Here is a 26,484-nt window from a genome sequence, read left to right as displayed (position 1 = left end):
ACAAAAAGTGAACTTTTTGAAATAAGTGTGAAGATTTAAAAGGAGATGACGGCTGAAAGACGAAGAACCAACAAGTGAATATGAAAAAAGACAGGCATACTGTCTTTACAACCATTTGATCAGACAGTAGACTATTGAAACAATCGCATTTTTGAGAAAAAACGAATCAAAGGAAAGCCAAAATGGAAAAAGGGGCGAGGCCATCATGATACGTCAAGTGAAACCGTCAGATTTTTACGCAGTCACATCCGTCATTCAAAGCTGGTGGGGAGGCAGAGATTTGCGTGCAAAATTGCCAAAGCTCTTTTTTGAACATTTCCAGCAAACAAGTTTTGTTGTCGTTGAAAAGGGAGAGCTGATCGGCTTTTTGGTTGGTTTTTTATCGCAATCTCATTCGGATGAAGCCTATATTCACTTTGTTGGCGTCCACCCAGATCACCGTAAATTAAAGATAGGTAAAATCCTCTATCAAGCTTTTTATGAAGCGGCTGAAAAGGAAGGAAGAACAACAATTAAAGCTGTCACAGCTCCTATCAATAAAGTCTCCATTGCTTACCATACAAAACTCGGGTTTCAGATAGAAAAGGGAGATAAAACAGTAGATGGCATCTCAGTCTTTTCAGATTACGATGGCATTCATGAAGACCGTGTGTTATTTGTGAAGAAGCTGGAGGCAATGAAATGATTGTTCATTTAGATCACACAATAAGTGATGTAGCAAAGCAGATTTTACATATTCAACTAGTTGCATACCAACAAGAAGCTGAACAAATTGGCTATGCTGATCTTCCGCCATTAAAAGAGACCATTCAAGATGTCATGAAAGCAAAAGAGCAATTTATTGGTTTTGAGCAACATGATCTCTTATTAGGCGTAGTTTCATATGAAGAGCTAAAAGATTGTCTGACCATAAGTCGATTGGCTGTGCATCCCAAAGCGCTAAAACAGGGCATTGGAACAAGACTCATGTCCACAATCATGGAAAAGAATGTTCCGATAGAACTGACCACAGGGCAGGAAAACACCCCTGCAAAAAGGCTATATGAAAAATTAGGGTTTTTTGAAACAAATGTCATTCATGTGGCAAAAGAGCTCACCCTATCAAAAATGAAATGGACACCGCGACGCAAGGTTGAGGTTGTCGAATTCAAAAAAGAATGGCATGAAGAATTCCGTCAAGAAAAGCAGCGACTCAAGCAAATCATTCAAAAGATCTGGATAGAAGGATATCATATTGGCAGTACGTCAGTTACAGGACTTGTTGCCAAACCAATTATAGATATATTAATAGAAGTAAGCGATATAGAAGAGATTGATAGAAAAAAAGAGAGATTTGAACACCTTGGATACGAAGCGCTCGGTGAAAATGGTATAAAAGGGAGACGCTTTTTTCAAAAGGGTGGCTTGAATCGTACGCATCATGTCCATGTGTATGAAAGGAATCATCCTGATGTGAAAAGACATTTATTGTTTCGAAATTACTTAAGACTCCACCCAGAACGAGCTGAAGCGTATGCGTCTGTCAAGGAACAATTAGCAAAGCAGTATCCGGAAGATATACAAAGCTATATGGCGGGAAAGAATGAAATCATAAAAGAAATAGAAAATGAGGCATATCGCTGGGATAAAAAAGGAAGAGAGGGAGCTCTTAAATAAGCTGCCTCTTCTCCTCGTTAATTAGGAAGTTGAACATTGCCTTTTACAATATAGGCCTGTGAAGCAGCAGTAGATGGAAGAGCGGGTAATTGATCCTTTACTATGACTCCGCGGATATCTGTGATTCGAACAGGAAGAGATGTAGACCCCATATGAAAGCCAAGGAAATGGTTGTAGTCTGTCTTTTCCATGTTCACCCATTGTCCATCTTTATAATATTCCATTTTCATAATCGGGTATTTATGATTGCGCACTTGAATCGCAGCCCACCACTCACTGCTACCTTCCTTTATTCTGTAAGCTACATTTCCGCTAATCGGTGCTTTTATAATTTTCCAACTAATTGGGATTTTTCCGTCTGCCATATTGCCAATTTTGGCAAAGGCATTAGGAGAAAGATCAAGAGCTCCTTTTGCTCCTTCTGGATATTTATCGGTTACATACACAACGGTCTTTCCTTTTGGCCCCGTTACTTCAAGGTAAGCCCCTGCAAGTGCCGCATTTACCCCTTTATAGTTATAGTCATGGGGATTTAAAGCTGTAATTTCCATGTCAGAGGGAATAGGATCTAATAAAGCGGCGCCCCCTGAGTAACCAGATCCTGTATAAGTCGCATAGCTTTCTCGTACTTCATCAAGGATAGATGCCGCTTTCATGTTGGGCATAGTGAAACTCAACATCAATATCAGCGCCCCGATAAAGCAGAGAGATAATCTTTTTTTCACGATCTAAAACCTCCTGTTTCTTCTTTTAAAATTGATAGCGTCATCAGTATAATTCTAAAAAACAGGATGCAGAAAGAGCCAATAGATAGATATAATCCTAGTGAGAAGAGCGTGTATTTCAAAGAGTATGACTTTCGGATTTAGTCGTGTGTCATGTTTTATGGTGTTTTATGTGTTACAATGTAAGCATCAATTTAAAAAGGATGTTCGCCATGTATATTCACATCACAGAACTGGCTAAAATGTATATAGAAAAACAGCAAACAGGAAACGGAACGAAGGAATTACTGCTTCGCTACGATTCAGAAGGTTGTGGCTGTGCAGTGAGTGGCGTACCGATGCTTTGGTTAACAAGTGAAAGAACAGGTGAATGGGAACCACTTAAAAATAGCCAACATTTAAAACTATATATACACACAGCACAAAAGGTGTTTTTTGACGAGGAAATGACGATTGATTTTAATGAAAAAGCCAATACACTTATGTTGAAAAGTCCTCAACAAATACTCAGCCCGAGAATGGGTATACTTGTAAAGTAAGGTGGAAACGTAGTGGATCAAAAGCTGAAAGTGATACAAAATACGGCACAAAATAAAACGTGGGTGTCGTTTTTAAATAATAATCATCCATATAGCCTTTTGCACTGGTCAATCGGTGGAATGGATTCAGTAAAAAAGGACGTCTGGCTTCTCCAAGATGAAGTCACATTTGAAACGGAAGAATTTCCAACGCTTGAATTAGCAGTCAGTTGGATAAAAGAGAATATGGAACACGTAACAGATGTGTTATAAGCCCTTTGCTGAAGAGGGCTTTTTTTGTGCCATCATCATCTCATCAAACAGGAGAACTGTCTAATTTGAAAAATGAGATTTTTCAACGATAAAAAGTCATTTTTAACAAATATTTCGACAAAATGAGAAAAATAGAAAGAGAAAAATAGAGACTGTAAATGCCGAAAAATCGGCAATGAAAGCGGTTATTGCGGGATACCGAAAACTTTACGAAAAACGACATTTCATATTTCTTCCATTCGAGGAAATATGATAGAATACAACATGTATCGTACATGAGGAGGGAGGTGCTAAGGTGAATTGAAGCTCAAGCTGTCATCGCCTCAGGTTGGAATCAAAATAAACGAATGGTATAGGCAGATTTGCGGATTTCATGTCATGAAAGCAGAGAAGCTAAAGGCCGAGATCGAGCAGGAAATCCTTGAGATGGAGCAAGATCAGAACTTGCTGCTTTTTTACCAGCTGATGGATTTTCGACATAAGGTCATGCTTGAATATTTTGAACCGGCAAAAAAAGCCTCGAATGATGAGGAGATTAAGAAGCTTCTAGAAACAATTGAACATTCGCAGAACAAATTAACAGATATGCTTGAATATTATGTTCATTTTTTTACAGGGATGTTTGAATTTGAACAGAGAAACTATTTGAGCGCCATTGCTTATTACCGTTCCGCAGAAAAAAAGCTCAATCTCATATCAGATGATATAGAAAGAGCAGAATTTTATTTTAAATTAGCAGAAATATACTACCACATGAAACAAACCCACTTTTCGATGCACTATGCTTTGCAAGCGTTAGATACGTACTCTGCCTACAGAACGTACACGCTGAGAATCATCCACTGTGAATTTGTCATCGGTGCAAACTATGATGATTTGAAATGCTATGAACATGCATTGCCCTACTTTAAAAATGCTCTAAAGCGAGCACGCTCAATTGGAAACCCTCGAGTCATAGGTTCGGCCCTTTTCAACTTAGGTAACTGCTATTACCAAATGAACGATCTTGCTACAGCAAGTCGCTATCTCAAAGACTCTCTTGAAGTGTTTGAAAAGGAGAATTTAACCCATCTGAATCGCTCTCTAGACCCACTATTTATGCTGACCCAAATCCTGTTTAAACAAAAACAAATAGAAGAGTCGTTAACCCTCTATCAACAAGGTATTATGAAAGCCTGTGAATTAGAAGATGAAATTTACATCTGCAAGTTTCAGTTTTTAAAAGCATTATACGTTGATGCAGAAATAAAAATCATAGACGATACATTAGATTTGTTGGAGGACAAGCGTTTATACCCAGATATTGAGGAACTGGCACTTGATGCGGCTCATTATTATAATGAGCTTGGATTATTTGAAGTTTCTACCCGGTATTACGAAAGGAAAATTCAAGCCATATCAAAAATTCAAAATGGAGGTCATTTATATGAAAATGAGTTTGATAGTTCTTTTATTGGCAGCAACTGCAGGGTTATCGGTCATGAGTCAGCAGCAATCGGAAGAGAGCCATATGGAGCTGGCGGGCAGACACCATACAACAGTGGTGACTATCGTATAAGTTAGCAAAAAGAGGAGACGAACGGCTGTTCATTCTCCTCTTTCATTTTGATTGAATTGAAATGCTTCCAGAAATGCTTCGACCTCTTGTTCATAGACTTCCTTATTGTCACTATAAGACATCGCATGCGCACCATGTGGCGCAATAAATAGCCGTTTATCACCTTTTTTGCGTGCGTATAACTGCTCGCTTTGCTCACAAGGGATATAGTCATCATGGAGGCTATGAATAAAAAGAATAGGTTCTTTCACCTGATCAATTACATCAAGTGGAGAAACTTGCCGAATGCTGTATCCGTCCCGCCATTTCAACACTTGATCACTTAGTGGAAGAATCCACTGTCCTGAAAGACGAAAATCTGTTTTTAATCGATATAGAAGCTGATCCTCAAAGGAAGCAAAAGGACAATCAGCGATGTAAAAATTGGCGTTTGCATCCGGTTTTGCAGCATATAATAAAGTTGTGACTGCGCCCATCGATTCTCCGTGTATCCCAATGATTGCTTTTTCCCCAAGCCTTTTTCTCAGCCACTTGACGACTCGAGCCAAATCTTCTTTTTCATAATATCCATAGCTCGTTGTTTTTCCGCCGCTCATCCCATGTCTTCTATGATCATAAAGCAGCACATTCCATCCAAGCTTTTGGAATAATTTCATATACTTCACGGAATTGATCAAACTGACTGTAACCCCGTGACAAAGAACGATGGTGCGTGTTGTATGAGGGAGCGGTACAAAATAGCCATGAAGATCATAACCAAATGTTGAAGGAATACAAACTTTCTCTTTTTGCAGCTGTTGAAACTCCTCGTGATGATAGTGCCCTTCATCTGATTCTCGTTTGATGAGCTCTTCATCCGTTAATTTTCGTATATACATCATTTTATTGGTAAAAAAAATGCCGATTGCAGCGAGTGGAAATAATACCAAGGCGAGTATAGCGAGCCATTTCTTCTTCAAGCTGATTCTTCCTTTCCGAAGGGTTTCTATGAAGATCATACCACATGTTGGGAGTTTGGCGTGACTCTTGCTGAGCAAATAAAACGGATGATACACTAAAGCAAAAGGAGAGAGGCACAGTGAAAAAGAGCAATCAAGATCAAGCAAAGCTAAAGGACGGCATAAAGGATGATGTGAAACAGCAGCTCCTTCAAATGAAGCAGAATCTGGCCGCCGAGACAGAAAAAAGAGAAGAACAAAAACGACAAGACCTCCTTCGGCAACAGAAAGAAAAAGAAAAAAATAAAAGCTTCTCAGAGCTGCTAGATGAAAGTCATTTAGACTGGAGAAAGTATAAAAGTTAAAAAAGGGAGCTACGATGCTCCCTTTTTTATGTTATATCATTGAGATGAATACATACTACATGAGCCTAAGAGAAAACACGTCTGACTCCCTCGTATCACTTCATTTCAGAATCGCACCAATAGGGTTGTACATTAAAACAAAACATAAGTGGCAAGCTGTTCTTCCATTTGTATTCTATTGATTCAAACGATGCGCCTCATACACAGACTGTTTTGTGAAATATGACAAAGCTTTAACTTCTTGGTCGCTTAATGAACGTGCATTTGCCGCTGCCACATTTTCTTTTAACTGTTTCACCGAGCTTGCGCCAAAAACAACAGAGCTGACTGCAGAATGCTTGAGCAAGTATTGAATGGACAGCTCTGTCAGTGATAGGTCATAAGCGACTTTCTTTAACGAAGGAATGATTTGCTGGAGCTCTTCAAATGAATATTCAAGATACCCGTTCTTTTGAATCGCCGCACTTGCTTGCGAAAGGGGTTTTTCAGTTAATAATCCTTTTGCTAAAGGACCTCTTGCCACGACACTAATGCTTTGTTCTTCAAGAAGAGAGAACCATTCTTCTGGGCGACGATCGAGTAAACTATATTGCATCATCACACTCACGATATTTGATTTTTTGGCGTATTCTTTAATGACATTCGGACGGATCGACGATATGCCGTAATAGCGAATGACACCTTCTTCAACCAATTCTTCAAATGCCTCGATGGTTTCGTCAATTGGATCGTCAATTGTGCCGCCATGCAATTGATATAAATCAATATAATCTGTTTGAAGTCGTTTCAGGCTTTGTTTCACTGCTTCTTTTATATATGCTTTTGAAGGATCCCAGTCCCAGCCAGGTTTGCCTTTTTCAAAGCGGTTGCCGCCTTTTGTGGCCAAAATCAGATCTTGGCGTCTGTTCTTAATGGCTTCCCCGACGATTTCCTCATTTGTTCCAAAATCATATAAATCAGCTGTATCCAAATAGTTAATCCCAAGATCAATGGCTTCATCTAATAAAGAGAGCGCTTTTTCTTTTTCAGTCCCAAGGGACATACATCCTAGTGCCGCCTCACTAACCAAGAGATCAGAGGTGCCAATTCGTCTTTTTTTCAATTCAATCACACTCCTATCCTTTCACATTAAGTGAAACAATTCTGGAATTCAAGCTAGGTGATTTCAAAAGGCGCATTGAAGCAGGCATCCGCATTTTGGCTTCTCCTAAAACATCTATGTTAAAATGAATGAAGTAAAAAGTGAAAGTAGAACGAGGAGCTGACAAAATTGAAGGACTTTGAAGAAAAAACATTATCGTCAAAAACATTATATAACGGAAAAATCATTGACTTGGTTCTTGAAGATGTAGAATTGCCGAACGGAAAACCAGGCAAACGCGAGATCATTAAACATCCAGGTGCAGTAGCAGTCATTGCACGTACAGACGAAAATAAAATCATTTTGGTCAAACAATACCGTAAAGCACTGGAGAGAGCCATCGTTGAGATCCCGGCTGGAAAATTAGAAAAAGGAGAAGAGCCGGCACATACAGCACTGAGAGAATTGGAAGAAGAGACAGGCTATACATCTCAGGAGCTCCAAAAGCTGACCGCCTTTTATACATCACCAGGGTTTGCGGATGAAATTGTTCATATCTACCTTGCCGATCAGCTGGTCCCGCTTGAAGAGAAACGAGAGCTGGATGAGGATGAATTTGTCGAAGTGATGGAAGTTTCATTAGAAGAAGCGCTGCACCTCATCGAAAAACAGCATATTTATGATGCAAAAACAGCCTATGCCATTCAATACTTACAATTGCAAGAGGTACTTAAGTCTACAAAATGAGGGAATTCTTTGCAGATATCCATATTCATATTGGTCGAACAAGAACAGGCAGGGCTGTCAAAATTACAGGTGCAAGGTCACTGACCATTGACCAAATTCTCATTGAAGCGTCTCAAAGTAAAGGGATGGGGATGATTGGTGTGATTGATGCACAATCTCCTGAAGTACTAGAAGAATTGATAGAAGGTGTAGAGGAAGGCACGTACACTGAACTAAGCGATGGCGGTTTATCATTTGGAAAGACCGTTTTGCTTTTAGGCAGTGAGCTAGAAATCAATGATGACCAATCAAAAGGTCCGATTCATGTGCTTGCCTTTATGCCCACGCTTCGTAAAATGTCTGAGTTTTCCGCATGGCTTTCTCTTCATATGAAAAATGTGCATTTGAGTTCACAGCGGTTATATGTGGATGGGAGAACGCTTCAGCATAAGGTGAAGGAACTAGGGGGATTATTTATTCCTGCCCATATTTTTACGCCGCATAAAAGTTTATACGGCAAAGGGGTCAATACGTCTTTAACCGAAGTATTCGATCCAGAACTCATTGATGCTGTTGAGCTTGGCCTTAGCTGTGATACGTCTATGGCCTCCCAGCTAAGTGAGCTAAACCGCTATCCTTTTTTAACAAATTCAGATGCCCATTCTTTAGGGAAAATTGCGCGGGAATATACTAAGATCCGAATGGATCATGCCTCCTTTGCTGAATTCGAGCTAGCGCTTCAAGGAAAAGATGGCAGAAACATCACTGGAAATTATGGGCTCGCTCCGCGGCTCGGAAAGTATTATCATACGACTTGTGAGAAATGCGGAGTAAGACCTGACAGTCAGGAGCAAGAACAGTGCGAAGCATGCGGCCATACCCGAATGACAAAAGGGGTGAGTGAGCGGTTAAAGGAGCTTGCTGACCAAGAAAGTGACAAAGGAATAAGACCTCCTTATGTTCACCAGCTTCCCCTTCAATTTATTCCAGGTGTTGGAGCCAAAACGTTAGAAAAGTTAAAAGCTGTCTTTCATACAGAGATGAATATTCTTCATCAAGCAACAGAACAAGAATTAAAAGCGGTCCTGCCTGAGAAAACAGCCGATTACATCATCAAAGCAAGAAGAGGTGAAGTTGGACTGATCGCTGGCGGAGGCGGGGTCTACGGTAAGGTGGATATCAATCATGAATCAACTTAAATGGACATGTCACACATTTGAACAACTGTCTAAAGAAGACCTTTACCTGATTTTAATGGAAAGAGTGAATGTGTTTGTTGTAGAACAAACATGTCCTTATCCTGAAATTGATCATCGTGATCAAGAGGCGCTGCATGTAATCGCCAAAGAGAACGGCACGATTGTGGCTTATTGCCGCATTTTCCAAAGCGGGATCATGTACAAAGAGGCATCCATTGGCCGTGTCCTTGTGACGAAGACCGGCCGAAAAAAGGGTTACGGGAAGATCCTGCTCGATCAGGCGATAAAAAAGCTCAGTGAATTAGGCGAAACAAAGATTAAAATCCAAGCACAGGCTTATTTGAAATCGTTCTACGAATCGTTTGGCTTCGAAGCTGTCTCAGATTGTTATGATGAGGATGGAATTCCGCATCTTGATATGGTGAGAAAAGAAAGATAGGCGTGTATACGTCTATTTCAGCGTGTAGACAAACCCTCGCATTCTTTGTCAGCCCTGCGCTCCGGTGCTCACGAATGTCAAATTCGCTCCGCGCCAGTGCTCGTCCTTCCTAGACTGCAAAGGTTTTCTATCACGCTGAAAAGAAGACAAAAGGCTAAAATCAAGTACATTTTAGCCTTTTGTCAACAATTTGAGATAGACGTGTATACGTCTATCTTTTTTAGGTTCTTTCATGTATCATAACGACAACGAAAGGGGTTTTGCGAAATGGGAAAAAGCAAAGCAAAGCAAAGAAAAAGAGAGAACACCTTCAAAGGCAGCACAGTCGAAATCCAGAACAATCGAGAGGAAATATACCGCATTTTAGTACACACGAAAGAAAGACAAAAACAAAACAAGAAGCCTTGCAGCATATGATGAAAAAACATAAAGGTAGGAATGCTTATGATCGCTATGAACAGGATCATAAGCATTTTTATTTTGCTTTTTTGTGACAAGTAGATCAAATAATTGGAAAAATTTTAAAAAATAGGACAAACGGTCGTTTCTTTTTGTCTAAAAATGTAGTTAAATGACAAAAAGAAATGAAAGGGAGAGTGGGTATCGTGAAGGTCAAATCATTTGGAGCAGGGCTTTGTATGGCAAGTATGCTGCTGGCATCGATGACATTCGGCGCATCAGATGTATCTGCAAAGGATCAAGCAAAAAAAGAGTATATGATCGGTTTTTCTTCTTCCGTTCAAGACAAAACACAAAAACAGCTTGTTGAAAAAGCTGGCGGTCATGTGAAAGAATCAATAGATAAAATAGATATGATGAAAGTTTCGTTGAACGAAGCATCAAAAGAAAAACTACATCAAGCAAAAGAAGTTACTTTTATTGAGGAAGACCAAAAAGCAAAAACAAGCGGTCAAAGCGTCCCTTATGGTATCAAAAGCATTAAAGCACAAAAGGTACATAAACGAGGATATGCCGGACAGAATGTCAAAGTAGCTGTTCTTGACAGTGGAATTGACGGCAAGCATGAAGATTTACATGTAACTGGTGGTGTCAGCTTTGTTCCAACAGAGTCCGATCCGCTCGTTGACCCGCATGAACACGGAACCCACGTTGCAGGCACGATCGCAGCATTAGATAATAAGGTAGGCGTCGTTGGTGTGGCACCAAAAGCTTCGATCTATGCGGTGAAAGTGGCAGATGAAAATGGTGACGGCTACTATAGCTGGATCATTAAAGGCATTGAATGGGCGATTGAGAATGAGATGGATGTCATCAATATTAGTATGGGGGGAGCAAGTGAATCGGAGGCGCTGAAAGAAGCGGTCGATCGAGCATATGACAACGGGATTCTCATTGTCGCATCTGCAGGAAATGCTGGGAGCTACGGGTCACTTAATACGATAGATTACCCGGCCAAATACAGCTCTGTCATGGCAGTCGCATCAGTGGATCAACGAAAGCAAAGAGCCTTTGATTCCTCTGTTGGGGAGGAAGTGGAAGTATCAGCACCAGGTGTTTCAACATTAAGTACCATTCCTCATAACGAATATGGATATAAGAGTGGAACGTCTATGGCATCACCTCATGTAGCTGGTGCTGCGGCAGTCATTCTATCAAAACATCCGAATCTCACAAATGATGAATTGCGTGAAAGGCTGACAAAAACGGCAACAAAACTTGGCGAACCTTTTTATTATGGGGCTGGGCTTGTGAACGTACAAAAAGCTGCACGATAAAGGAAACGAGAAAGCAGTGTGCAGCTGCTTTCTCGTTTTTTCTTTTCATAAAACTGTCATGTTTCGTCTGCTCTCTCATAGAATCTAGTAACCTTTACTATTTGGGAGGAAGGCGCATGCGGAAAAAGTCTTGGAAAGAACATCTTCTTCAGCACGTGAAAGATCATTTATCAATTTATTTGTTTGTTTCTGTACTATTTTTAATGGGCGTCATTTTTGGAGCCATTATCGTCAATAGTATGACAATGAGTCAGAAAGAGGATTTATTCTACTATTTAAATCAATTTTTTGGTCAACTGACGAATGAGAAAGCAGCAGAATCAAAAGAAATGTTTTTGCAAAGCTTTTTGCATCATATGAAATATTTGGGCCTCATGTGGATACTCGGAATTTCCATCATTGGCCTGCCGCTTATTTTTCTTATGATCTTTCTAAAAGGGATTGTAGTTGGGTTTACTGTCGGTTTTTTGGTCAATCAAATGGGGCTTAGCGGTTTTTTTCTTTCTTTTGTCTCGGTGCTTCCTCAAAATATCTTGCTCATTCCTGCGTATTTAGTGATCGGAACTTGTGCGATTGCGTTCTCCATTCGTTTAATTGGTCAGCTTTTTATGAAAAAAACCATCAGTCAAGCGCCAATCCATTGGTTTGGCCGGTATGCTTCTGTTCTACTGATGATTTTAACCCTCGCTGCTCTTTCGTCCTTTTTTGAATCATACTTATCATTTATGCTGATGAAAAAGCTGGCAGGTGTTCTGTTTTGATGATTTTATAATTGTTATTAAATAATAATCAATTTATTTATCAATTTAAAATGATTATAGTTGGCTCTCTGCACATCATTTGATATAATGATCAAGTAATGTGGCGTAGGAGGGAAAGTCAATGGAAAATCGGATTGATCGAATTAAGAAACAGCTTCATTCTTCCAGCTATAAGCTCACGCCACAGCGTGAAGCAACAGTAAGAGTACTGCTTGAGAATGAAGAAGACCATTTAAGTGCAGAAGATGTATACCTCCTCGTAAAAGAGAAGTCTCCTGAAATTGGTCTTGCTACTGTTTATCGGACGTTAGAATTGCTTACTGAACTGAAAGTTGTTGATAAAATTAACTTTGGAGACGGCGTTTCGCGATATGATCTTCGCAAAGAAGGAGCCGCTCACTTCCATCACCATCTTGTCTGTATGGAATGCGGAACAGTCGATGAGATAGAAGATGATTTATTAGAAGATGTTGAAGAAATTATTGAACGCGACTGGAAATTTAAAATTAAGGATCATAGATTGACATTCCATGGTATTTGCCACCGGTGTCATGATGATGAATCCGGCAAATAATCCGAATTGGAACCTTTTCATTCAAAATGAAAAGGTTTTTTGCATGTTCGCTGTATATTCCTTGTCCCACCTGGCATATGCTGAAGTAATGAGAACACGAGAAAGGACATGAAGAACATGCGAAAATGGCTCAAAACAACAGGTGAAGTAATGAAAGTATTTATCTTATTCACTGGTTTTACCGTCCTGTTCTATTATGCTATGATATGGATAAATTCAGAATATGAAAGCTATCATCGTTATGATAAACCAGAAGGTGCAGCGATAAAAGTGATGGAAATGGATCAGCCGAAACAAGACAGGTGGCAGGATCGATTGATTTATTTTTATCAAAACGGGGAGTAGAAACCATTGAAGGATCAATTATCCGACTTTATTCATTTTATGACAGTAGAGAGAGGACTCTCTGAAAATACCATTGTCTCTTATAAAAGAGATTTACAGAACTATTTGTCTTTTTTAATGACGCATGAACAATTGACAGATGTAAAAGACGTCACACGCCTTCATATTATTCATTATTTAAAACAGTTAAAAGACGAGGGGAAATCGAGTAAAACGTCCGTCCGTCATCTATCATCGATACGCTCCTTTCATCAATTTTTGCTCCGTGAAAAAGTGACAACAGATGACCCGTCATGGAACATTGAATCACAAAAAACAGAGCGGAAATTACCGAAAGTTCTATCATTAGATGAGGTAGAAAAGCTGCTCGATACACCTAAGCAGCAAACACCATTTGACTACCGTGACAAAGCCATGCTCGAACTTTTATATGCAACAGGTATTCGCGTAAGTGAAATGCTTGATCTGACTCTTGCAGATGTGCATCTGACCATGGGGTTTATCCGCTGTTTTGGAAAAGGAAGAAAAGAGCGAATCGTGCCTATTGGTGAAGCTGCTGCAAGTGCGATTGAAGTGTATATAGAAAAAGGCAGAAACAAGCTGCTCAAAAAACAGCCGGCCGATGCCTTGTTTCTGAATCATCACGGAAAAAAAATGTCGCGGCAGGGCTTTTGGAAGAACTTAAAGAAACGAGCCATAGAAGCAGGTATTCAAAAAGAACTGACGCCTCATACGCTCAGACATTCATTTGCGACACATTTGCTTGAAAACGGTGCGGATCTTAGAGCCGTACAGGAAATGCTCGGACATGCCGATATTTCTACTACACAAATTTACACACATGTCACAAAAACAAGATTAAAAGACGTGTATCACAAATTCCATCCAAGGGCATAAGTAAAGCATGGCACGGTGAACGTGTATCATGCTTTTTTATGTTTGGACCGTTTATGGTTGTCAATTGACTTGAAAACGGTTTATACTTGAGATGTCTGACCTCTCCAGTTGTGAAAGGTGAAAGGACAAGAATATTGAAGGAGGCGCTTTTTTATGCCTGATTATCAGTATAAACGTATTTTCCTCATTGTGATGGATTCAGTAGGGATCGGGGAAGCACCTGATGCTGCTGATTTTAATGATGTAGGTGCAGATACACTTGGACATATTGCTGAAAAAATGAACGGGCTTCATATGCCGAATATGGCGAAGCTTGGGCTAAGTCATATTAAAGAAATTAAAGGAATTCCAGCGGACGAAAAACCGCTTGCGTATTATGGGAAAATGCAAGAAGCATCCAACGGTAAAGACACAATGACAGGGCATTGGGAAATCATGGGTCTGTACATCGACACACCATTTAAAGTCTTTCCAGACGGCTTTCCAGATGAACTGTTAAATGAATTAAAAGAAAAAACAGGGCGCGGCATCATTGGAAATAAACCAGCGTCTGGTACAGAAATTCTAGATGAGCTTGGCGAAGAGCACATGAAAACAGGCGATTTAATCGTTTATACTTCAGCAGATTCTGTGCTGCAAATTGCTGCACACGAAGAAGTTGTGCCATTAGACGAACTTTACCGCATTTGCGAAATCGCACGTGAACTGACTTTAGATGAAAAATATATGGTAGGGCGCATCATCGCTCGTCCATTTGTCGGAGAGCCGGGGGCATTTGTTAGAACACCAAATCGTCATGACTATGCATTAAAACCATTCGACCGTACCGTCATGAATGAATTGAAAGATAATGGACTTGATGTCATTGCGATCGGAAAAATCTCTGATATTTATGATGGTGAAGGAATCACCTCTTCACTCAGAACGAAATCCAACATGGATGGAATGGACAAGCTAGTGGAGACGTTGAAAACAGACTTTACTGGGCTGAGCTTCTTAAATCTTGTCGACTTTGATGCGCTTTATGGACATAGAAGAGATCCAGAAGGCTACGGTAAGGCACTAGAGGAATTTGACGCACGTCTACCTGAAGTGTTTGATCTATTAAAAGAGGATGATCTGCTTGTGATCACAGCAGATCACGGAAATGACCCGGTTCATCACGGAACAGATCATACAAGAGAATACGTTCCGCTTATTGCTTACAGCAAAAAGCATCAAGAGGCGAATGAGCTGCCAACAGCGAAAACATTTGCTGATCTTGGGGCAACGGTAGCAGATAATTTTAAATCAACGCTGCCAAAATACGGAACAAGCTTTTTATCTAAACTCAAATAGGGGGAAATCACGTGGGAGCACAGTTTTCAGAAGCGGCGGCATATATTAAACAAGCATCGACATATGTACCAACAGTTGGATTAATTTTAGGTTCAGGTCTTGGCATTTTAGCCGATGAGATTGAAAATCCAATCAAATTGAAATATGAAGATATTCCTGGATTCCCTGTTTCAACAGTAGAAGGGCATGCAGGCCAGCTCGTCATTGGAACGCTGAAAGGCACGGTCGTTTGTGCCATGCAAGGACGTTTCCATTACTATGAAGGGTATGATATGAAGCAGGTGACATTTCCTGTCCGTGTGATGAAAGAAATCGGCATTGAAACATGTATTGTGACAAATGCAGCGGGCGGTGTGAATACGTCCTTCCATCCTGGCGATCTTATGTTGATTACAGATCATATCAATATGATGGGAACCAATCCGTTAATTGGACCAAACGACAGTCAAGGGGTTCGTTTCCCTGATATGTCTGCACCATATGATAAAGATTTGTTGGCACTTGCAGAGAAAACGGCTAAACATTTAGGCATATCTGTGCAGCAAGGGGTTTATGCAGGAATGACAGGCCCTTCATATGAAACACCGGCAGAGGTTCGTTTCCTCAGAACGCTTGGCGCTGATGCAGTCGGTATGTCGACTGTGCCAGAAGTGATTGTGGCACGTCATGCAGGCATAAAAGTACTTGGTATTTCATGCATCTCTAATGCGGCTTCAGGTATTTTAGATCAGCCGCTTTCTCATGATGAAGTGATCGAAGTGACGGAAAAAGTGAAAGCAAGTTTCCTTGATTTAGTGAAAGAAGTTGTCAAACAACTCTCATAGATCGTGTGAAAAAGCCTTCTGTTCATAAACAGAGGGCTTTTTTTTATGGCAATCAAACGATCTCTGAATAAAACAGCCTTTATGAGGAAAAAATAGAAAGGATTACGATAATGGAGGTCTGCCACTTGAAACGTCATATATGTGCATTGTTTACTTTAATGATCCTTATCTCAATGGTTTCACCATCAGCGATGGCAAAAGAAAAGATTGAAAAGCCAGGAGAAAAACAAACATCAGAATTGGCGCATGAAGCCAAATCAGCAATTTTAATGGAACGTGACACGGGAAAAGTGCTTTACAACAAAAACAGTGATGAAAAGCTTGCCCCTGCAAGTATGACCAAAATCATGACGATGCTTCTCATCATGGAAGCGATGGATCAAGGGAAATTAAAAATGACTGATAAAGTAAGAACGAGCGATCACGCAGCATCTATGGGAGGCTCACAAATTTTCCTTGAACCGGGAGAAGAAATGACGGTTAAAGACATGCTAAAAGGCATTGCGATTGCGTCAGGAAACGATGCTTCAGTTGCCATGGCAGAACATATTGCTGGATCTGAAGAACAGTTTGTTGAGCAAATGAACAAAAAGGCAAAAGAGCTTGGGCTCACCTCGACGGTCTTTCAAAATCCAACAGGACTTCCTGAAAAAGATCATTACAGCACGGCTCATGATATGGCAAAAATGGCGAAAGAGCTGTTGAAATATGAAGAGATCACCAAGTTCACAGGTGTATACGAAGACTATCTTCGTCAGAACACGGATAAAAAATTCTGGCTTGTGAATACAAACCGTCTCATTAAATTTTATCCAGGTGTGGATGGGGTGAAAACAGGGTTTACAGGCGAGGCGAAATACTGTCTAACTGCATCCGCTAAAAAAGGCAACATGCGCGTGATTGCTGTTGTATTCGGCGCAAGTACACCAAAAGACAGAAATGCTCAAGTCGTCAAAATGCTGGATTACGCCTTTAGTCAATATACAACGCATCCTCTGTACAAGCGTGGTCAAGATGTAGCAGAGATCAAAGTGAGCAAAGGGAAAAAGAAAAAAATTCAGCTTGTCACGTCTGAACCAATTTCTCTTCTAACGAAAAAAGGCGAAAATGTCGATCAGATCAAAAAAGAAATTAAATTAACTCAAGATGTCACAGCCCCATTTTCAAAAGGAACGAAACTTGGCACCATCATCTTGAAAAAAGATGGAAAAGTGCTTCATGAAAGTCCTGTTGAAGCGAAAGAAGATATGGAAAAAGCCGGTGTTTGGACGTTCTTCAAACGGGCTATGGCCGAATTTGTTAAATGGAAGTAAAAGGTGAAAGACTGCTGCAACTGGCAGTCTTTTTTGCTATGAACGAAAAGAACATCTAAATGTGACGAATGATCACTAGTTTTGTCATGGTGAAGGATTTGCATGTGAAGAAAGAGAAACATTCTTTATCCGAAAATAGAGCAAGGAGGAAGAAAAGATGAGCCTTGGTATTGATTTTCAAATAAAAGAGAGCGTACTTTGCATTCGGTTGACAGGGGAGCTTGATCATCACTCCGCAGAGACATTGAGACAAAAGGTGACGAATTATTTGGAAACAGAGGACATTCGCCACATCGTGCTGAATTTAGCTGATTTATCGTTTATGGACAGCTCTGGGCTCGGAGTGATTTTAGGAAGATACAAAGAAATTAAACAGCTTGGCGGTGAAATGGTCGTCTGTGCGATCTCGCCAGCGGTGAACCGTTTATTTGATATGTCCGGCTTGTTTAAAATTATTCGTATGGAGCCTTCAGAGCAAACTGCGCTGCAAACATTGGGGGTGGCATCATGACAAATGAAATGAATCTGACTTTTTCTGCTTTAAGTCAAAACGAATCCTTTGCGAGAGTAACGGTGGCAGCATTCATCGCTCAGCTCGATCCAACATTAGATGAGCTAACAGAAATCAAAACCGTTGTATCAGAGGCGGTCACGAACTCGATCATTCACGGGTATGACGGGAATCCAGACGGCAAGGTGCACATTAGTGTCACGCTGGATGACCATATTGTGTATCTGACGATTCGAGACGAAGGCATGGGCATTTCAGATCTTGAGGAAGCAAGGCAGCCGCTTTTTACGACGAAACCAGACTTAGAGCGCTCCGGGATGGGCTTTACGATCATGGAGAACTTTATGGATGATGTCATGGTGGACTCATCTCCAGAAATGGGCACAACAATCCGCTTAACAAAGCATCTATCAAAAAGCAAAGCGCTTTGTAATTAAGGAGCTGCTCATATGGATGTGGAGGTAAAAAAGCAAGCAAAAAAAGCACAGCTGTCTAATGATGAAGTGAAACAGCTCATCAAAAAAAGCCAAGACGGAGATCAACAAGCAAGAGACCTCCTCGTAGAAAAAAACATGCGTCTTGTTTGGTCCGTTGTTCAGCGCTTTTTAAATAGAGGATATGAACCAGATGATCTGTTCCAAATAGGCTGTATTGGCCTGCTGAAATCTGTTGACAAATTTGATTTGTCTTATGATGTGAAGTTTTCGACCTATGCCGTTCCAATGATCATTGGTGAAATTCAGCGTTTCATTCGTGATGATGGAACCGTCAAAGTCAGCAGGTCATTAAAGGAACTTGGAAATAAAATCAGGCGGGCAAGGGACGAATTGTCTAAATCTCATGGCAGAATGCCGACTGTTCAGGAAATCGCTGAATATCTGGACATCACTCCTGAGGATGTCGTTCTTGCTCAAGAAGCGGTCCGCTCACCATCATCTATTCATGAAACCGTGTATGAAAATGACGGCGATCCGATTACGTTGCTCGATCAAATTGCCGATCATTCAGAAGAAAGATGGTTTGATAAAATTGCGCTAAAAGAGGCGATTAAAGAATTAGAAGAGCGGGAGAAACTGATTGTCTATTTAAGGTATTATAAAGACCAAACACAATCAGAAGTAGCAGAAAGACTCGGAATTTCCCAAGTGCAAGTCTCACGGCTTGAAAAGAAGATTTTAAAACAAATCCAAATGCAAATGGATCAAAAAGACAGCTAGCCAATTCGGCTGGCTTTTTTTGTGTGGTAATTACCGGTAAATCAAGTTCTTTCAGTATGAGAACCATTTTTCACCACATACTATTTTTAACCCATCGTATAGGAAGTGACTTGGATGGACGGACAAATCTTTATTCGGCTGCGCCATCGGATTAAGACTGGTAATGATCAGCTTATTTATTTAGAGGATATCGCCCAAATCACTGGAGATGACAGTGCTGTGCAAAAGCTGAGCAAAATGCCGATATACCATGTCAGCAAAAAGGATCGTCACATCGTTGTGTTAGATATCATGCATGTGGTCAAAACGATCAAAAAAACATGGCCTGACATTGACATTCAAACGGTCGGAGGCTCAGAAGCCATTGTTGAAATAGACACAGGCAAACGCCAGCTGTCCCCCGTATTATTCGTGTTTGTATGGCTCCTCTTATTTGTCGGAGCGGCCCTTGCCATCATGAATTTCCATGAGGATGTTAGTATGCGGCTTGTTCATATCCGCCTTTACGAGATGATTACTGGAAACACGGTTGAGCATCCGTATTTATTACAAATTCCATATAGCTTTGGACTCGGTTTTGGCATGATTTTATTTTTCAATCATGTGTTTAAAAAGCGTTTAAACGAAGAGCCAAGCCCGCTTGAAGTGGAAATGTTTAAATATCAGCTCGATCTTGATCATTATGTCGCACTCAATGAAAACAAAGAAACATTGAAAGATATCCATGATCGGTAAATGGCTTTTTGTGGTGCTTGTTGGGCTCGGCGGCGGTTTAACGGTAGGGGCAGGATTCGTGGCGTTTCTCACAGTGCTTGGTATTATCCCTCGATTAATGCAATTAACGAAAACGCAGCGTTTTATTCAAGGATATGAGGCTGCCGTGATAAGTGGAGCGGTCGTTGGCGGCTGGGCTACTTTAAGTCAAGTCCATTTGCATTTATCCAAATGGCTGGCGCTACCGATCGGTCTGTTATCTGGCATTTTTGTCGGCATGCTTGCTGCCGCACTCACTGAAGTGTTAAATGTACTTCCTATCTTAACGAAAAGAATTGGAATGGACGGCAAAATTGTGCTGCTGCTCATGGCCATCGTCTTAGGAAAGGTGTTTGGCTCACTATTTCATTGGCTTATTTATATTTAAAAATGTGGAGGGAACAACACGTGTCAAGTTTAAAAGAGAACTATCCATCTAAAGTGAAAACGTATCAGCCGAAACCTCCTTATGTACTGAACTGCATCAAGGCTTTTCTTGTCGGCGGTTTGATTTGTGCGATAGGCGAGGGATTGCAAAATTTCTATATTACTTTTTTTGATTTTAATGAGAAGACAGCAGGGAATCCAACGGTGGCGACCCTTATTTTAATTTCTTCTATTTTAACTGGTATTGGTATTTACGATAAAATCGGCCAGTTTGCTGGAGCGGGATCAGCTGTCCCGGTGACAGGATTTGCAAACAGCATGACAAGTGCGGCTCTTGAGCATAAAAGTGAAGGGCTTGTGTTAGGTGTAGCGACCAACATGTTTAAACTGGCTGGGAATGTCATTGTGTTTGGTGTCGTCTCGGCATATGTCGTAGGGATTATTCGATACGTCTTGGAAAAGATGTTTTCGTAGGAGGAATAAAACGTGAAACTAACAGGTAAGCAATCTTGGGTATTTGAACACAAGCTATATGTGAATGCGGAAGGAACAGCTGCAGGACCGAAAGAAAAAGAAGGCCCAATCGGTCATCTCATTGATAAAACCTATGATGAAATGCACTGTTATCAAAAGAACTGGGAAATGGCTGAAAGGCAGCTCATGGATGATGCCATATCAATGGCCTTATCAAAAGCGAATTTGCAAAAAAGTGATATTGACCTTTTGCTGGCAGGAGATTTACTGAACCAAAACGTGACAGCCAACTATGTGGCAAGAGAACTCAAAATCCCGTTTCTTTGTTTATTTGGTGCCTGCTCCACATCTATGGAATCAGTCGCCATTGCCTCAGCGTTAATAGATGGTGGGTTTGCCAATAGAGCACTTGCTGCGACAAGCAGTCACAATGCGACGGCAGAGCGGCAATTCCGTAATCCAACAGAATATGGCGGGCAAAAACCAGATACAGCCACAAGTACAGTGACAGGGAGCGGTGCTGTCGTCATCAGCCAAGAACCTTCCCAAATTCAAATTACAAGTGCCACTGTCGGACGGGTGATGGATCTTGGGATTACAGATCCATTCGATATGGGTTCGGCTATGGCGCCTGCAGCGGCAGACACAATCAAACAACATTTAGAAGACTTAGGAAGAACAGTAGATGATTATGATCTCATCCTAACAGGAGATCTATCTGGAATTGGATCGCCTATTTTAAAGGATCTTCTGAAAGAAGATGGCATTCAGCTTGGACGGAAGCATGATGATTGCGGATTAATCATATACACACCTGATCAAAATGTATTCGCTGGAGGCAGCGGCTGTGCCTGCTCAGCTGTCGTGACATTCAGTCACATCTTTCAAGAAATGAAAGCAGGGAATTTGCAAAGAGTATTGGTTGTAGCAACCGGGGCGCTTCTCAGCCCAATGATGGTTCAGCAAAAAGAGACCATTCCAACCATTGCGCACGGAGTTGTATTTGAGCGTGCAGGAGGAGAAAGCTAATGGATTATTTGATTGCTTTTGTTGCAGGCGGACTGATTTGCGTAATCGGCCAGCTTTTACTTGATGTACTGAAACTCACACCGGCACATGTCATGACGACCTTTGTTGTGGCGGGGACGATTTTAGACGGGTTTGGTATTTATGATAAATTTATTGAATTTGCAGGAGCGGGTGCTACCGTCCCTATCGTAAGCTTTGGTCATAGCTTGCTTCATGGGGCGATGCATCAGGCCGATGTCCACGGATTTATTGGAATCGGAATTGGGATTTTTGAGTTAACCTCTGCTGGAATATCAGCTGCGATTTTATTTTCATTTATCATTGCACTTATCTTTAAACCGAAAGGATAACCTAATATGGGGCAAAGACGCAAAGTCATTTTAGTGACAGACGGAGATATATATGCTGCCAAAACGATTGAGCTTGTCGCAAAGAAAGTCGGCGGAAGATGTATTTCCAGCTCAAAAGGGAATCCGAGCAAACGAACAGGACCAGAACTGGTCCAGATGATTTTAAAAACGCCGTATGACCCAGTGTTTGTCATGTTTGATGATTCTGGCTTAACAGGTGAAGGAACAGGGGAGGCGGCTATGAAGCACGTAGCACGTCACCCTGAAATTGAAGTGATTGGCGCCATTGCAGTGGCATCTAAAACCCATCAAGCGGAATGGACAAAGGTACATGTCTCCATTGACCGGGAAGGTGAACTGACAGAATACGGCGTTGACAAACATGGACTTCCAGAAATGGAACCACACAAAATGAGTGGAGATACAGTGTATTGTCTCGATTCACTACAGCTTCCGATTGTTGTCGGCATTGGAGATATTGGCAAGATGGGACGGAAAGATGATCTAAGCAAAGGGTCCCCCATCACAATGAAGGCAGTCGAATTAATTTTAGAAAGGAGCGGTTTCCATGAAGAAAGACAAGGTGCACGTGTACCGAGATCCGAAGAAAAATGAAGATTTTTTCAAAGACAATGTCGGGATGGGTCTCAGCTTTGACCTTGGCGTTCGGAAAATTTATGTCCATGATCAGGAAATCCAGCTTTACTATGTAAATGGATTATGTGATACACAATATGTGATCTATTTATTAAAAGAACTGATTGAAATCAATGACAACGAACCTGAATCAGATGATCTTGCACGTGTGGTAGAAAACCGTCTTGTCAATCAGCAAGTCTCAAAAGTTGAAACGCTTGATGAAGCAGTGGATCAAGTGTTGTCTGGACTTGTGGCAGTCGTTGTCGAAGGTGAAAATTACGCATTTATTATTGACGTCAGGAGCTACCCTGGCAGAATGCCGGAGGAACCGGATACAGAAAAGGTTGTCAGAGGTGCAAGAGACGGCTTTGTTGAAAACATCATTGTGAACACAGCACTCATTCGCAGAAGAGTGCGGGATGAAAAACTGCGATACAAAATGCTTAAAGTAGGCGAGCGTTCTAAAGCAGACGTCTGTGTTTGTTATATTGAAGACATAGCTGACCCTGATCTTGTTGATATTATCGAAAAAGAAGTGTCTGGGATTAAAGTTGACGGACTGACGATGTCTGATAAAACAATAGAAGAATTTATCATTAAGCAAGGATATAATCCCTTCCCGCTTGTGCGATACACCGAGCGCCCAGATGTAGCCGCTAACCATATATTAGAAGGGCATGTCATCATCATTACGGATACATCTCCTAGTGTCATCATTACACCAACCACTATTTTTCATCACGTTCAACATGCTGAAGAATACCGCCAGGCGCCAGCAGTTGGGACTTTTTTAAGATGGGTGCGTTTTTTAGGCATCTTATGTTCTACTTTTCTTTTGCCGATCTGGTTTCTTTTTATTCTAGAACCGAATCTTCTGCCAGACAATCTAAGCTATATTGGATTTAACAAACCCTCCCATATCCCTGTTATTCTCCAAGTATTCCTTGCTGATTTTGGGGTGGAATTTTTACGAATGGCGGCCATCCATACGCCGACCGCCTTGTCGACTGCTATGGGTTTGATTGCAGCCGTCTTAATTGGACAAATTGCAATTGATGTCGGTTTATTTACACCAGAGGTCATATTATACGTCTCGCTAGCAGCCATCGGCACATTCACCACTCCAAGTTATGAACTGAGTGTCGCTAATAAAATCATCCGACTGATCATATTAGCACTAGTAGCGATCTTTAAGCTGAATGGATTAATCATCGGTTTTACGCTGTTACTTATTTATTTAACATCCATTCGTTCCTTACAGACGCCTTATATGTGGCCGTTCATTCCTTTTAATGGAAAGGCTTTGTGGCAAGTGCTCATTCGGACGTCTGTTCCTGGCTCAAAAGTAAGGCCAAGCATCGTTCACCCTCAGAACAGATCAAAAATTCCGCCAAATTCTTAACGCTCGTTGAAAGTGGCTGAAGATTGTGATATTGTATTTTTAACTTTGAGAAACGGCAAAAGGCAGCTTGTGCAGCTGTCTTTTTTCAGCCGAGGCGGAGAAAGAGGGAATGACATTGTATTTACACGGCACTTGCAGACAAAATGAACTCGGACATTTAGAAATTGGTGGTGTTGATGCCGTTTCTTTAGCTGAAACGTATGGGACACCACTTTATGTATATGATGTGGCTTTAATACGGGAGCGTGCAAAAAGCTTTCAGAAAGCATTTATTGAAGAAGAACTAAAGGCTCAGGTGGCATATGCGAGTAAGGCTTTTTCTTCTATTGCCATGTTCCAGCTGGCAAAAGAAGAAGGCTTATCACTTGATGTCGTTTCAGGCGGGGAGCTGCACACAGCCATTTGTGCCGGGTTTCCAGTAGAAAAAATTCATTTCCATGGTAACAACAAAAGCAGAGAAGAATTAAAGATGGCATTAGCGCATGGAATCGGTTGTATTGTTGTTGATAATTTCTATGAAATCAACCTCATTGAACAGCTTGGGCAAGAGCTGTCAAAACAGGTGAAAGTACTCCTCCGCATCACGCCGGGCGTTGAAGCACATACGCATGACTATATTACAACAGGTCAAGAAGATTCAAAATTCGGTTTTGATCTTCATAATGGACAAGCAGACGAAGCGGTCAAACAAGTACTTGAATCAGAAGTGATCGAGCTTTTAGGTGTCCACTGCCATATCGGCTCTCAAATCTTTGATACAGCTGGTTTTGTCCTTGCGGCAGATAAAATTTTCTTGAAGCTAGATGAATGGAGAGAATCTTTTGGATTTATTTCCACAGTGCTGAACTTAGGCGGAGGCTTTGGCATCCGTTACACAGAAGAGGACGAACCACTTCCAGCAACTGAATACGTGGAGAAAATTATTCAAGCGGTGAAAGAAAATGTAGCCCGCTATGAGTTTAAGATGCCTGAAATTTGGATTGAGCCAGGCCGCTCACTTGTTGGAGATGCGGGAACCACTCTTTATACGATTGGTTCATCAAAACATGTACCTGGCATTCGCGATTATGTAGCCATTGACGGCGGAATGAGTGATAACATTCGACCTGCTTTATATCAAGCAAAATATGAAGCAGCGAGCGCCAATAAAATGAGTCAAACGCATGATCAAACTGTGTCCATTGCAGGGAAATGCTGTGAAAGTGGAGATATGCTCATTTGGGATATTGATCTGCCAGAGTTATCACAGGGAGACTTGTTAGCTGTCTTTTGTACAGGAGCTTATGGCTACAGCATGTCAAACAACTATAACCGCATCCCTCGCCCGGCTGTAGTATTTGTAGAAGATGGGGAAGCGCAGCTTGTCGTTGAGCGTGAGACATATGAGGACATTGTCAAATTGGATTTACCTTATCAATCAAAAGTGAAATCATCGACTTAAAAAAAGCTGCCTGATCATCAGGCAGCTTTTTCTATGACATTTATTTTCCACCAGTAAATACAGAGACGATCGCGTTCCAAATAGAGACAAAGAAATCCCAAATCTTCTGTAGAAGGTTTTTCCCTTCATCTGATTCTATGAATTTTGTAATCTTGTCTTTTGCTTTATCAATTTGAGATCCGACTTGTTTCCAATCGATATTGATATTTTTCATCTTATCAAAGAGAGAGACAAGTTGATCTTTTTGGTCTTGCGTTAGATTTAAGTTCAAATCAGAAGCGGCTTGATCTACTTTTTCTTCCACTTCTTTTGTTGTTTTAGGAACTCCATTTTTGGCAATGTCATCTTTGATTTTTGCAATCAGGGCAGAAGCATTGTCTTTTCCAATAGAGTCTCCCAGTTTAGATGTTGTTACAAGTTCTTCGTTTGCCACCTGTTTCACATCTTCAGGAATGGCTTTGTCGCTTGACACTTCATAGGCTTTTAATAGACCTGTCAGTGCTGCTGTACCAGATACTTCAAACGGCGCCGTCACGACAACCTTTGCATCTTTCACGCCTGCGGTCATTAAAGCATTTAAATACATCTCATCTGTAATGGTCTTAATGTTATGTGTATCCACGGTCAGACCCGTACCTGATTTTTCAATGGTGATGGATGAAGATGATAATGCTCTCGTCCCGATAGAAGAACGAGGGATATACTTTCCTAAATATTCGTGCTCTTCTTTATTGGTTACTTCAATTTTTGTCGCATTTTCAGGTGGATTCAACTCGTCAAGCACCTTCTGGCGATCAGCCGGTGTTAAGTCTTGCCCGAGTGTGACGATGACATCGCCGACAGCTGCATCCGCTAAGCTGACTTTTGGCGCACCAATCAGTAAAAGGAGCGCTGCCATCATACCAAGCATTGTTTTTTTAAACATGTTGACCTCCTTCAAGTCGAAAGCGTTTCTCGATGGTGAGAAACTCATCTTTTGAGTACATGATTTGAATCGTACTCCATCATATAGACG

The 26,484-nt window shown here is 41.0% G+C and carries 32 protein-coding genes; 28 read left to right on the top strand and 4 right to left on the bottom strand.

The features are described 5' to 3' along the window. Positions 1 to 205 precede the first annotated feature (205 nt). Both MHI20_RS04670 and MHI20_RS04665 read left to right on the top strand, forming a co-directional pair. A complete protein-coding gene (locus tag MHI20_RS04670; RefSeq protein ID WP_007501073.1) occupies positions 206 to 685 on the top strand; it encodes a GNAT family N-acetyltransferase in 480 nt (159 codons plus the stop codon). After that, positions 682 to 1,656: a bifunctional GNAT family N-acetyltransferase/GrpB family protein gene (locus MHI20_RS04665; protein WP_340936949.1), complete on the top strand. Its 975-nt coding sequence runs from the start codon at positions 682 to 684 to the stop codon at positions 1,654 to 1,656. The genes MHI20_RS04670 and MHI20_RS04665 overlap by 4 nt, the downstream gene beginning before the upstream one ends. 17 nt (positions 1,657 to 1,673) lie before the next feature. On the opposite strand, the gene MHI20_RS04660 is transcribed toward MHI20_RS04665, so the two are convergent. Next, positions 1,674 to 2,381, bottom strand: coding sequence for an expansin EXLX1 family cellulose-binding protein (locus tag MHI20_RS04660; protein ID WP_340936948.1), 708 nt, complete (start codon positions 2,379 to 2,381; stop codon positions 1,674 to 1,676). A 212-nt stretch (positions 2,382 to 2,593) separates the two neighbouring features. Here MHI20_RS04660 and MHI20_RS04655 point away from each other — a divergent pair, with 212 nt between their 5' ends. The 3 genes from MHI20_RS04655 to MHI20_RS04645 all read left to right on the top strand — a co-directional run bounded on the left by MHI20_RS04655 (position 2,594) and on the right by MHI20_RS04645 (position 4,735). After that, positions 2,594 to 2,920, top strand: coding sequence for an iron-sulfur cluster biosynthesis family protein (locus MHI20_RS04655; RefSeq protein WP_340936947.1), 327 nt, complete (start codon positions 2,594 to 2,596; stop codon positions 2,918 to 2,920). A 12-nt stretch (positions 2,921 to 2,932) separates the two neighbouring features. Beyond that, positions 2,933 to 3,172, top strand: a complete 240-nt coding sequence (locus tag MHI20_RS04650) for a YqkC family protein (protein ID WP_008343836.1) — start codon at positions 2,933 to 2,935, stop codon at positions 3,170 to 3,172. Between the two features lie 300 nt (positions 3,173 to 3,472). Further along, positions 3,473 to 4,735, top strand: coding sequence for a response regulator aspartate phosphatase (locus MHI20_RS04645; protein ID WP_025207573.1), 1,263 nt, complete (start codon positions 3,473 to 3,475; stop codon positions 4,733 to 4,735). Between the two features lie 24 nt (positions 4,736 to 4,759). Here MHI20_RS04645 and MHI20_RS04640 read toward each other — a convergent pair whose 3' ends face one another. Then, positions 4,760 to 5,689, bottom strand: coding sequence for an alpha/beta hydrolase (locus MHI20_RS04640; protein WP_025207572.1), 930 nt, complete (start codon positions 5,687 to 5,689; stop codon positions 4,760 to 4,762). A 119-nt stretch (positions 5,690 to 5,808) separates the two neighbouring features. Here MHI20_RS04640 and MHI20_RS04635 point away from each other — a divergent pair, with 119 nt between their 5' ends. Next, the gene (locus MHI20_RS04635; RefSeq protein ID WP_041091974.1) at positions 5,809 to 6,033 is read left to right on the top strand and encodes a YqkE family protein; all 225 of its coding nucleotides are present in this window, start codon (positions 5,809 to 5,811) and stop codon (positions 6,031 to 6,033) included. Positions 6,034 to 6,208: 175 nt separating this feature from the next. On the opposite strand, the gene MHI20_RS04630 is transcribed toward MHI20_RS04635, so the two are convergent. Next, on the bottom strand, positions 6,209 to 7,135 hold the full coding sequence (locus tag MHI20_RS04630; protein WP_268356526.1) for an aldo/keto reductase: 927 nt from the start codon (positions 7,133 to 7,135) through the stop codon (positions 6,209 to 6,211). Positions 7,136 to 7,303: 168 nt separating this feature from the next. On the opposite strand from MHI20_RS04630, the gene MHI20_RS04625 reads away from it, so the two are divergent. The 22 genes from MHI20_RS04625 to lysA all read left to right on the top strand — a co-directional run bounded on the left by MHI20_RS04625 (position 7,304) and on the right by lysA (position 25,469). Then, on the top strand, positions 7,304 to 7,861 hold the full coding sequence (locus MHI20_RS04625; protein ID WP_340936938.1) for an NUDIX hydrolase: 558 nt from the start codon (positions 7,304 to 7,306) through the stop codon (positions 7,859 to 7,861). Then, positions 7,858 to 9,039 carry a TIGR00375 family protein gene (locus tag MHI20_RS04620; protein WP_268360833.1) on the top strand — a complete coding sequence of 394 codons (1,182 nt, stop codon included), beginning with the start codon at positions 7,858 to 7,860 and terminating at the stop codon, positions 9,037 to 9,039. The genes MHI20_RS04625 and MHI20_RS04620 overlap by 4 nt, the downstream gene beginning before the upstream one ends. Then, complete coding sequence (locus MHI20_RS04615) at positions 9,026 to 9,478, top strand: GNAT family N-acetyltransferase (protein ID WP_008343848.1); 453 nt, start codon at positions 9,026 to 9,028, stop codon at positions 9,476 to 9,478. The genes MHI20_RS04620 and MHI20_RS04615 overlap by 14 nt, the downstream gene beginning before the upstream one ends. 605 nt (positions 9,479 to 10,083) lie before the next feature. Beyond that, a complete protein-coding gene (locus MHI20_RS04605; RefSeq protein ID WP_024718936.1) occupies positions 10,084 to 11,214 on the top strand; it encodes a S8 family peptidase in 1,131 nt (376 codons plus the stop codon). A 116-nt stretch (positions 11,215 to 11,330) separates the two neighbouring features. Then, positions 11,331 to 11,975 carry a stage II sporulation protein M gene (gene spoIIM / locus MHI20_RS04600; protein WP_017367532.1) on the top strand — a complete coding sequence of 215 codons (645 nt, stop codon included), beginning with the start codon at positions 11,331 to 11,333 and terminating at the stop codon, positions 11,973 to 11,975. 121 nt (positions 11,976 to 12,096) lie between these two features. Then, positions 12,097 to 12,549, top strand: a complete 453-nt coding sequence (gene fur, locus MHI20_RS04595) for a ferric iron uptake transcriptional regulator (protein WP_003215577.1) — start codon at positions 12,097 to 12,099, stop codon at positions 12,547 to 12,549. A 117-nt stretch (positions 12,550 to 12,666) separates the two neighbouring features. Beyond that, positions 12,667 to 12,894 (top strand): YqzK family protein, encoded by a 228-nt coding sequence (locus tag MHI20_RS04590; RefSeq protein WP_024718934.1) that lies wholly within the window; start codon positions 12,667 to 12,669, stop codon positions 12,892 to 12,894. A gap of 6 nt (positions 12,895 to 12,900) precedes the next feature. Further along, positions 12,901 to 13,791, top strand: coding sequence for a site-specific tyrosine recombinase XerD (gene xerD / locus MHI20_RS04585; RefSeq protein ID WP_007501057.1), 891 nt, complete (start codon positions 12,901 to 12,903; stop codon positions 13,789 to 13,791). 153 nt (positions 13,792 to 13,944) lie between these two features. Then, on the top strand, positions 13,945 to 15,129 hold the full coding sequence (deoB, locus tag MHI20_RS04580; protein WP_058214176.1) for a phosphopentomutase: 1,185 nt from the start codon (positions 13,945 to 13,947) through the stop codon (positions 15,127 to 15,129). An 11-nt stretch (positions 15,130 to 15,140) separates the two neighbouring features. Beyond that, entirely contained in the window at positions 15,141 to 15,953 is an 813-nt protein-coding gene (locus MHI20_RS04575; protein ID WP_019743098.1) for a purine-nucleoside phosphorylase, read from the top strand. Between the two features lie 158 nt (positions 15,954 to 16,111). Further along, complete coding sequence (locus tag MHI20_RS04570; protein ID WP_201297801.1) at positions 16,112 to 17,266, top strand: D-alanyl-D-alanine carboxypeptidase family protein; 1,155 nt, start codon at positions 16,112 to 16,114, stop codon at positions 17,264 to 17,266. Between the two features lie 157 nt (positions 17,267 to 17,423). Continuing rightward, positions 17,424 to 17,777, top strand: coding sequence for an anti-sigma F factor antagonist (spoIIAA, locus tag MHI20_RS04565; RefSeq protein ID WP_008344431.1), 354 nt, complete (start codon positions 17,424 to 17,426; stop codon positions 17,775 to 17,777). Continuing rightward, entirely contained in the window at positions 17,774 to 18,214 is a 441-nt protein-coding gene (spoIIAB, locus tag MHI20_RS04560) for an anti-sigma F factor (protein ID WP_007501052.1), read from the top strand. The genes spoIIAA and spoIIAB overlap by 4 nt, the downstream gene beginning before the upstream one ends. A gap of 12 nt (positions 18,215 to 18,226) precedes the next feature. Continuing rightward, positions 18,227 to 18,994 carry an RNA polymerase sporulation sigma factor SigF gene (gene sigF, locus MHI20_RS04555; protein WP_007501051.1) on the top strand — a complete coding sequence of 256 codons (768 nt, stop codon included), beginning with the start codon at positions 18,227 to 18,229 and terminating at the stop codon, positions 18,992 to 18,994. A gap of 114 nt (positions 18,995 to 19,108) precedes the next feature. Continuing rightward, positions 19,109 to 19,729 carry a stage V sporulation protein AA gene (locus MHI20_RS04550; RefSeq protein ID WP_024718931.1) on the top strand — a complete coding sequence of 207 codons (621 nt, stop codon included), beginning with the start codon at positions 19,109 to 19,111 and terminating at the stop codon, positions 19,727 to 19,729. After that, positions 19,719 to 20,135: a stage V sporulation protein AB gene (locus MHI20_RS04545; protein WP_007501049.1), complete on the top strand. Its 417-nt coding sequence runs from the start codon at positions 19,719 to 19,721 to the stop codon at positions 20,133 to 20,135. Before MHI20_RS04550 ends, MHI20_RS04545 begins: the two co-directional genes overlap by 11 nt. A gap of 20 nt (positions 20,136 to 20,155) precedes the next feature. Then, the gene (gene spoVAC / locus MHI20_RS04540; protein ID WP_024718929.1) at positions 20,156 to 20,608 is read left to right on the top strand and encodes a stage V sporulation protein AC; all 453 of its coding nucleotides are present in this window, start codon (positions 20,156 to 20,158) and stop codon (positions 20,606 to 20,608) included. 12 nt (positions 20,609 to 20,620) lie between these two features. Continuing rightward, positions 20,621 to 21,637: a stage V sporulation protein AD gene (gene spoVAD, locus MHI20_RS04535; RefSeq protein WP_024718928.1), complete on the top strand. Its 1,017-nt coding sequence runs from the start codon at positions 20,621 to 20,623 to the stop codon at positions 21,635 to 21,637. Further along, a complete protein-coding gene (spoVAE, locus tag MHI20_RS04530; protein WP_007501045.1) occupies positions 21,637 to 21,987 on the top strand; it encodes a stage V sporulation protein AE in 351 nt (116 codons plus the stop codon). Before spoVAD ends, spoVAE begins: the two co-directional genes overlap by 1 nt. A 6-nt stretch (positions 21,988 to 21,993) precedes the next feature. Beyond that, a complete protein-coding gene (locus MHI20_RS04525) occupies positions 21,994 to 22,602 on the top strand; it encodes a stage V sporulation protein AE (RefSeq protein ID WP_226650633.1) in 609 nt (202 codons plus the stop codon). Next, a complete protein-coding gene (locus tag MHI20_RS04520) occupies positions 22,556 to 24,028 on the top strand; it encodes a spore germination protein (RefSeq protein ID WP_007501043.1) in 1,473 nt (490 codons plus the stop codon). Before MHI20_RS04525 ends, MHI20_RS04520 begins: the two co-directional genes overlap by 47 nt. 115 nt (positions 24,029 to 24,143) lie before the next feature. After that, positions 24,144 to 25,469, top strand: coding sequence for a diaminopimelate decarboxylase (gene lysA, locus MHI20_RS04515; RefSeq protein WP_024718927.1), 1,326 nt, complete (start codon positions 24,144 to 24,146; stop codon positions 25,467 to 25,469). Between the two features lie 40 nt (positions 25,470 to 25,509). Here the strand turns inward: lysA and MHI20_RS04510 are convergent, their stop codons facing one another. Further along, on the bottom strand, positions 25,510 to 26,394 hold the full coding sequence (locus MHI20_RS04510; RefSeq protein ID WP_008344446.1) for a DUF1002 domain-containing protein: 885 nt from the start codon (positions 26,392 to 26,394) through the stop codon (positions 25,510 to 25,512). Positions 26,395 to 26,484 lie beyond the last annotated feature (90 nt).

The organism is Bacillus sp. FSL K6-1106 (assembly GCF_038005245.1).
Classification (GTDB): Bacteria; Bacillota; Bacilli; order Bacillales; family Bacillaceae; genus Bacillus; species Bacillus altitudinis.
The sequence above is the reverse complement of the archived record's forward strand: the minus strand, read 5'-3'. Positions and strand labels throughout refer to the sequence as shown.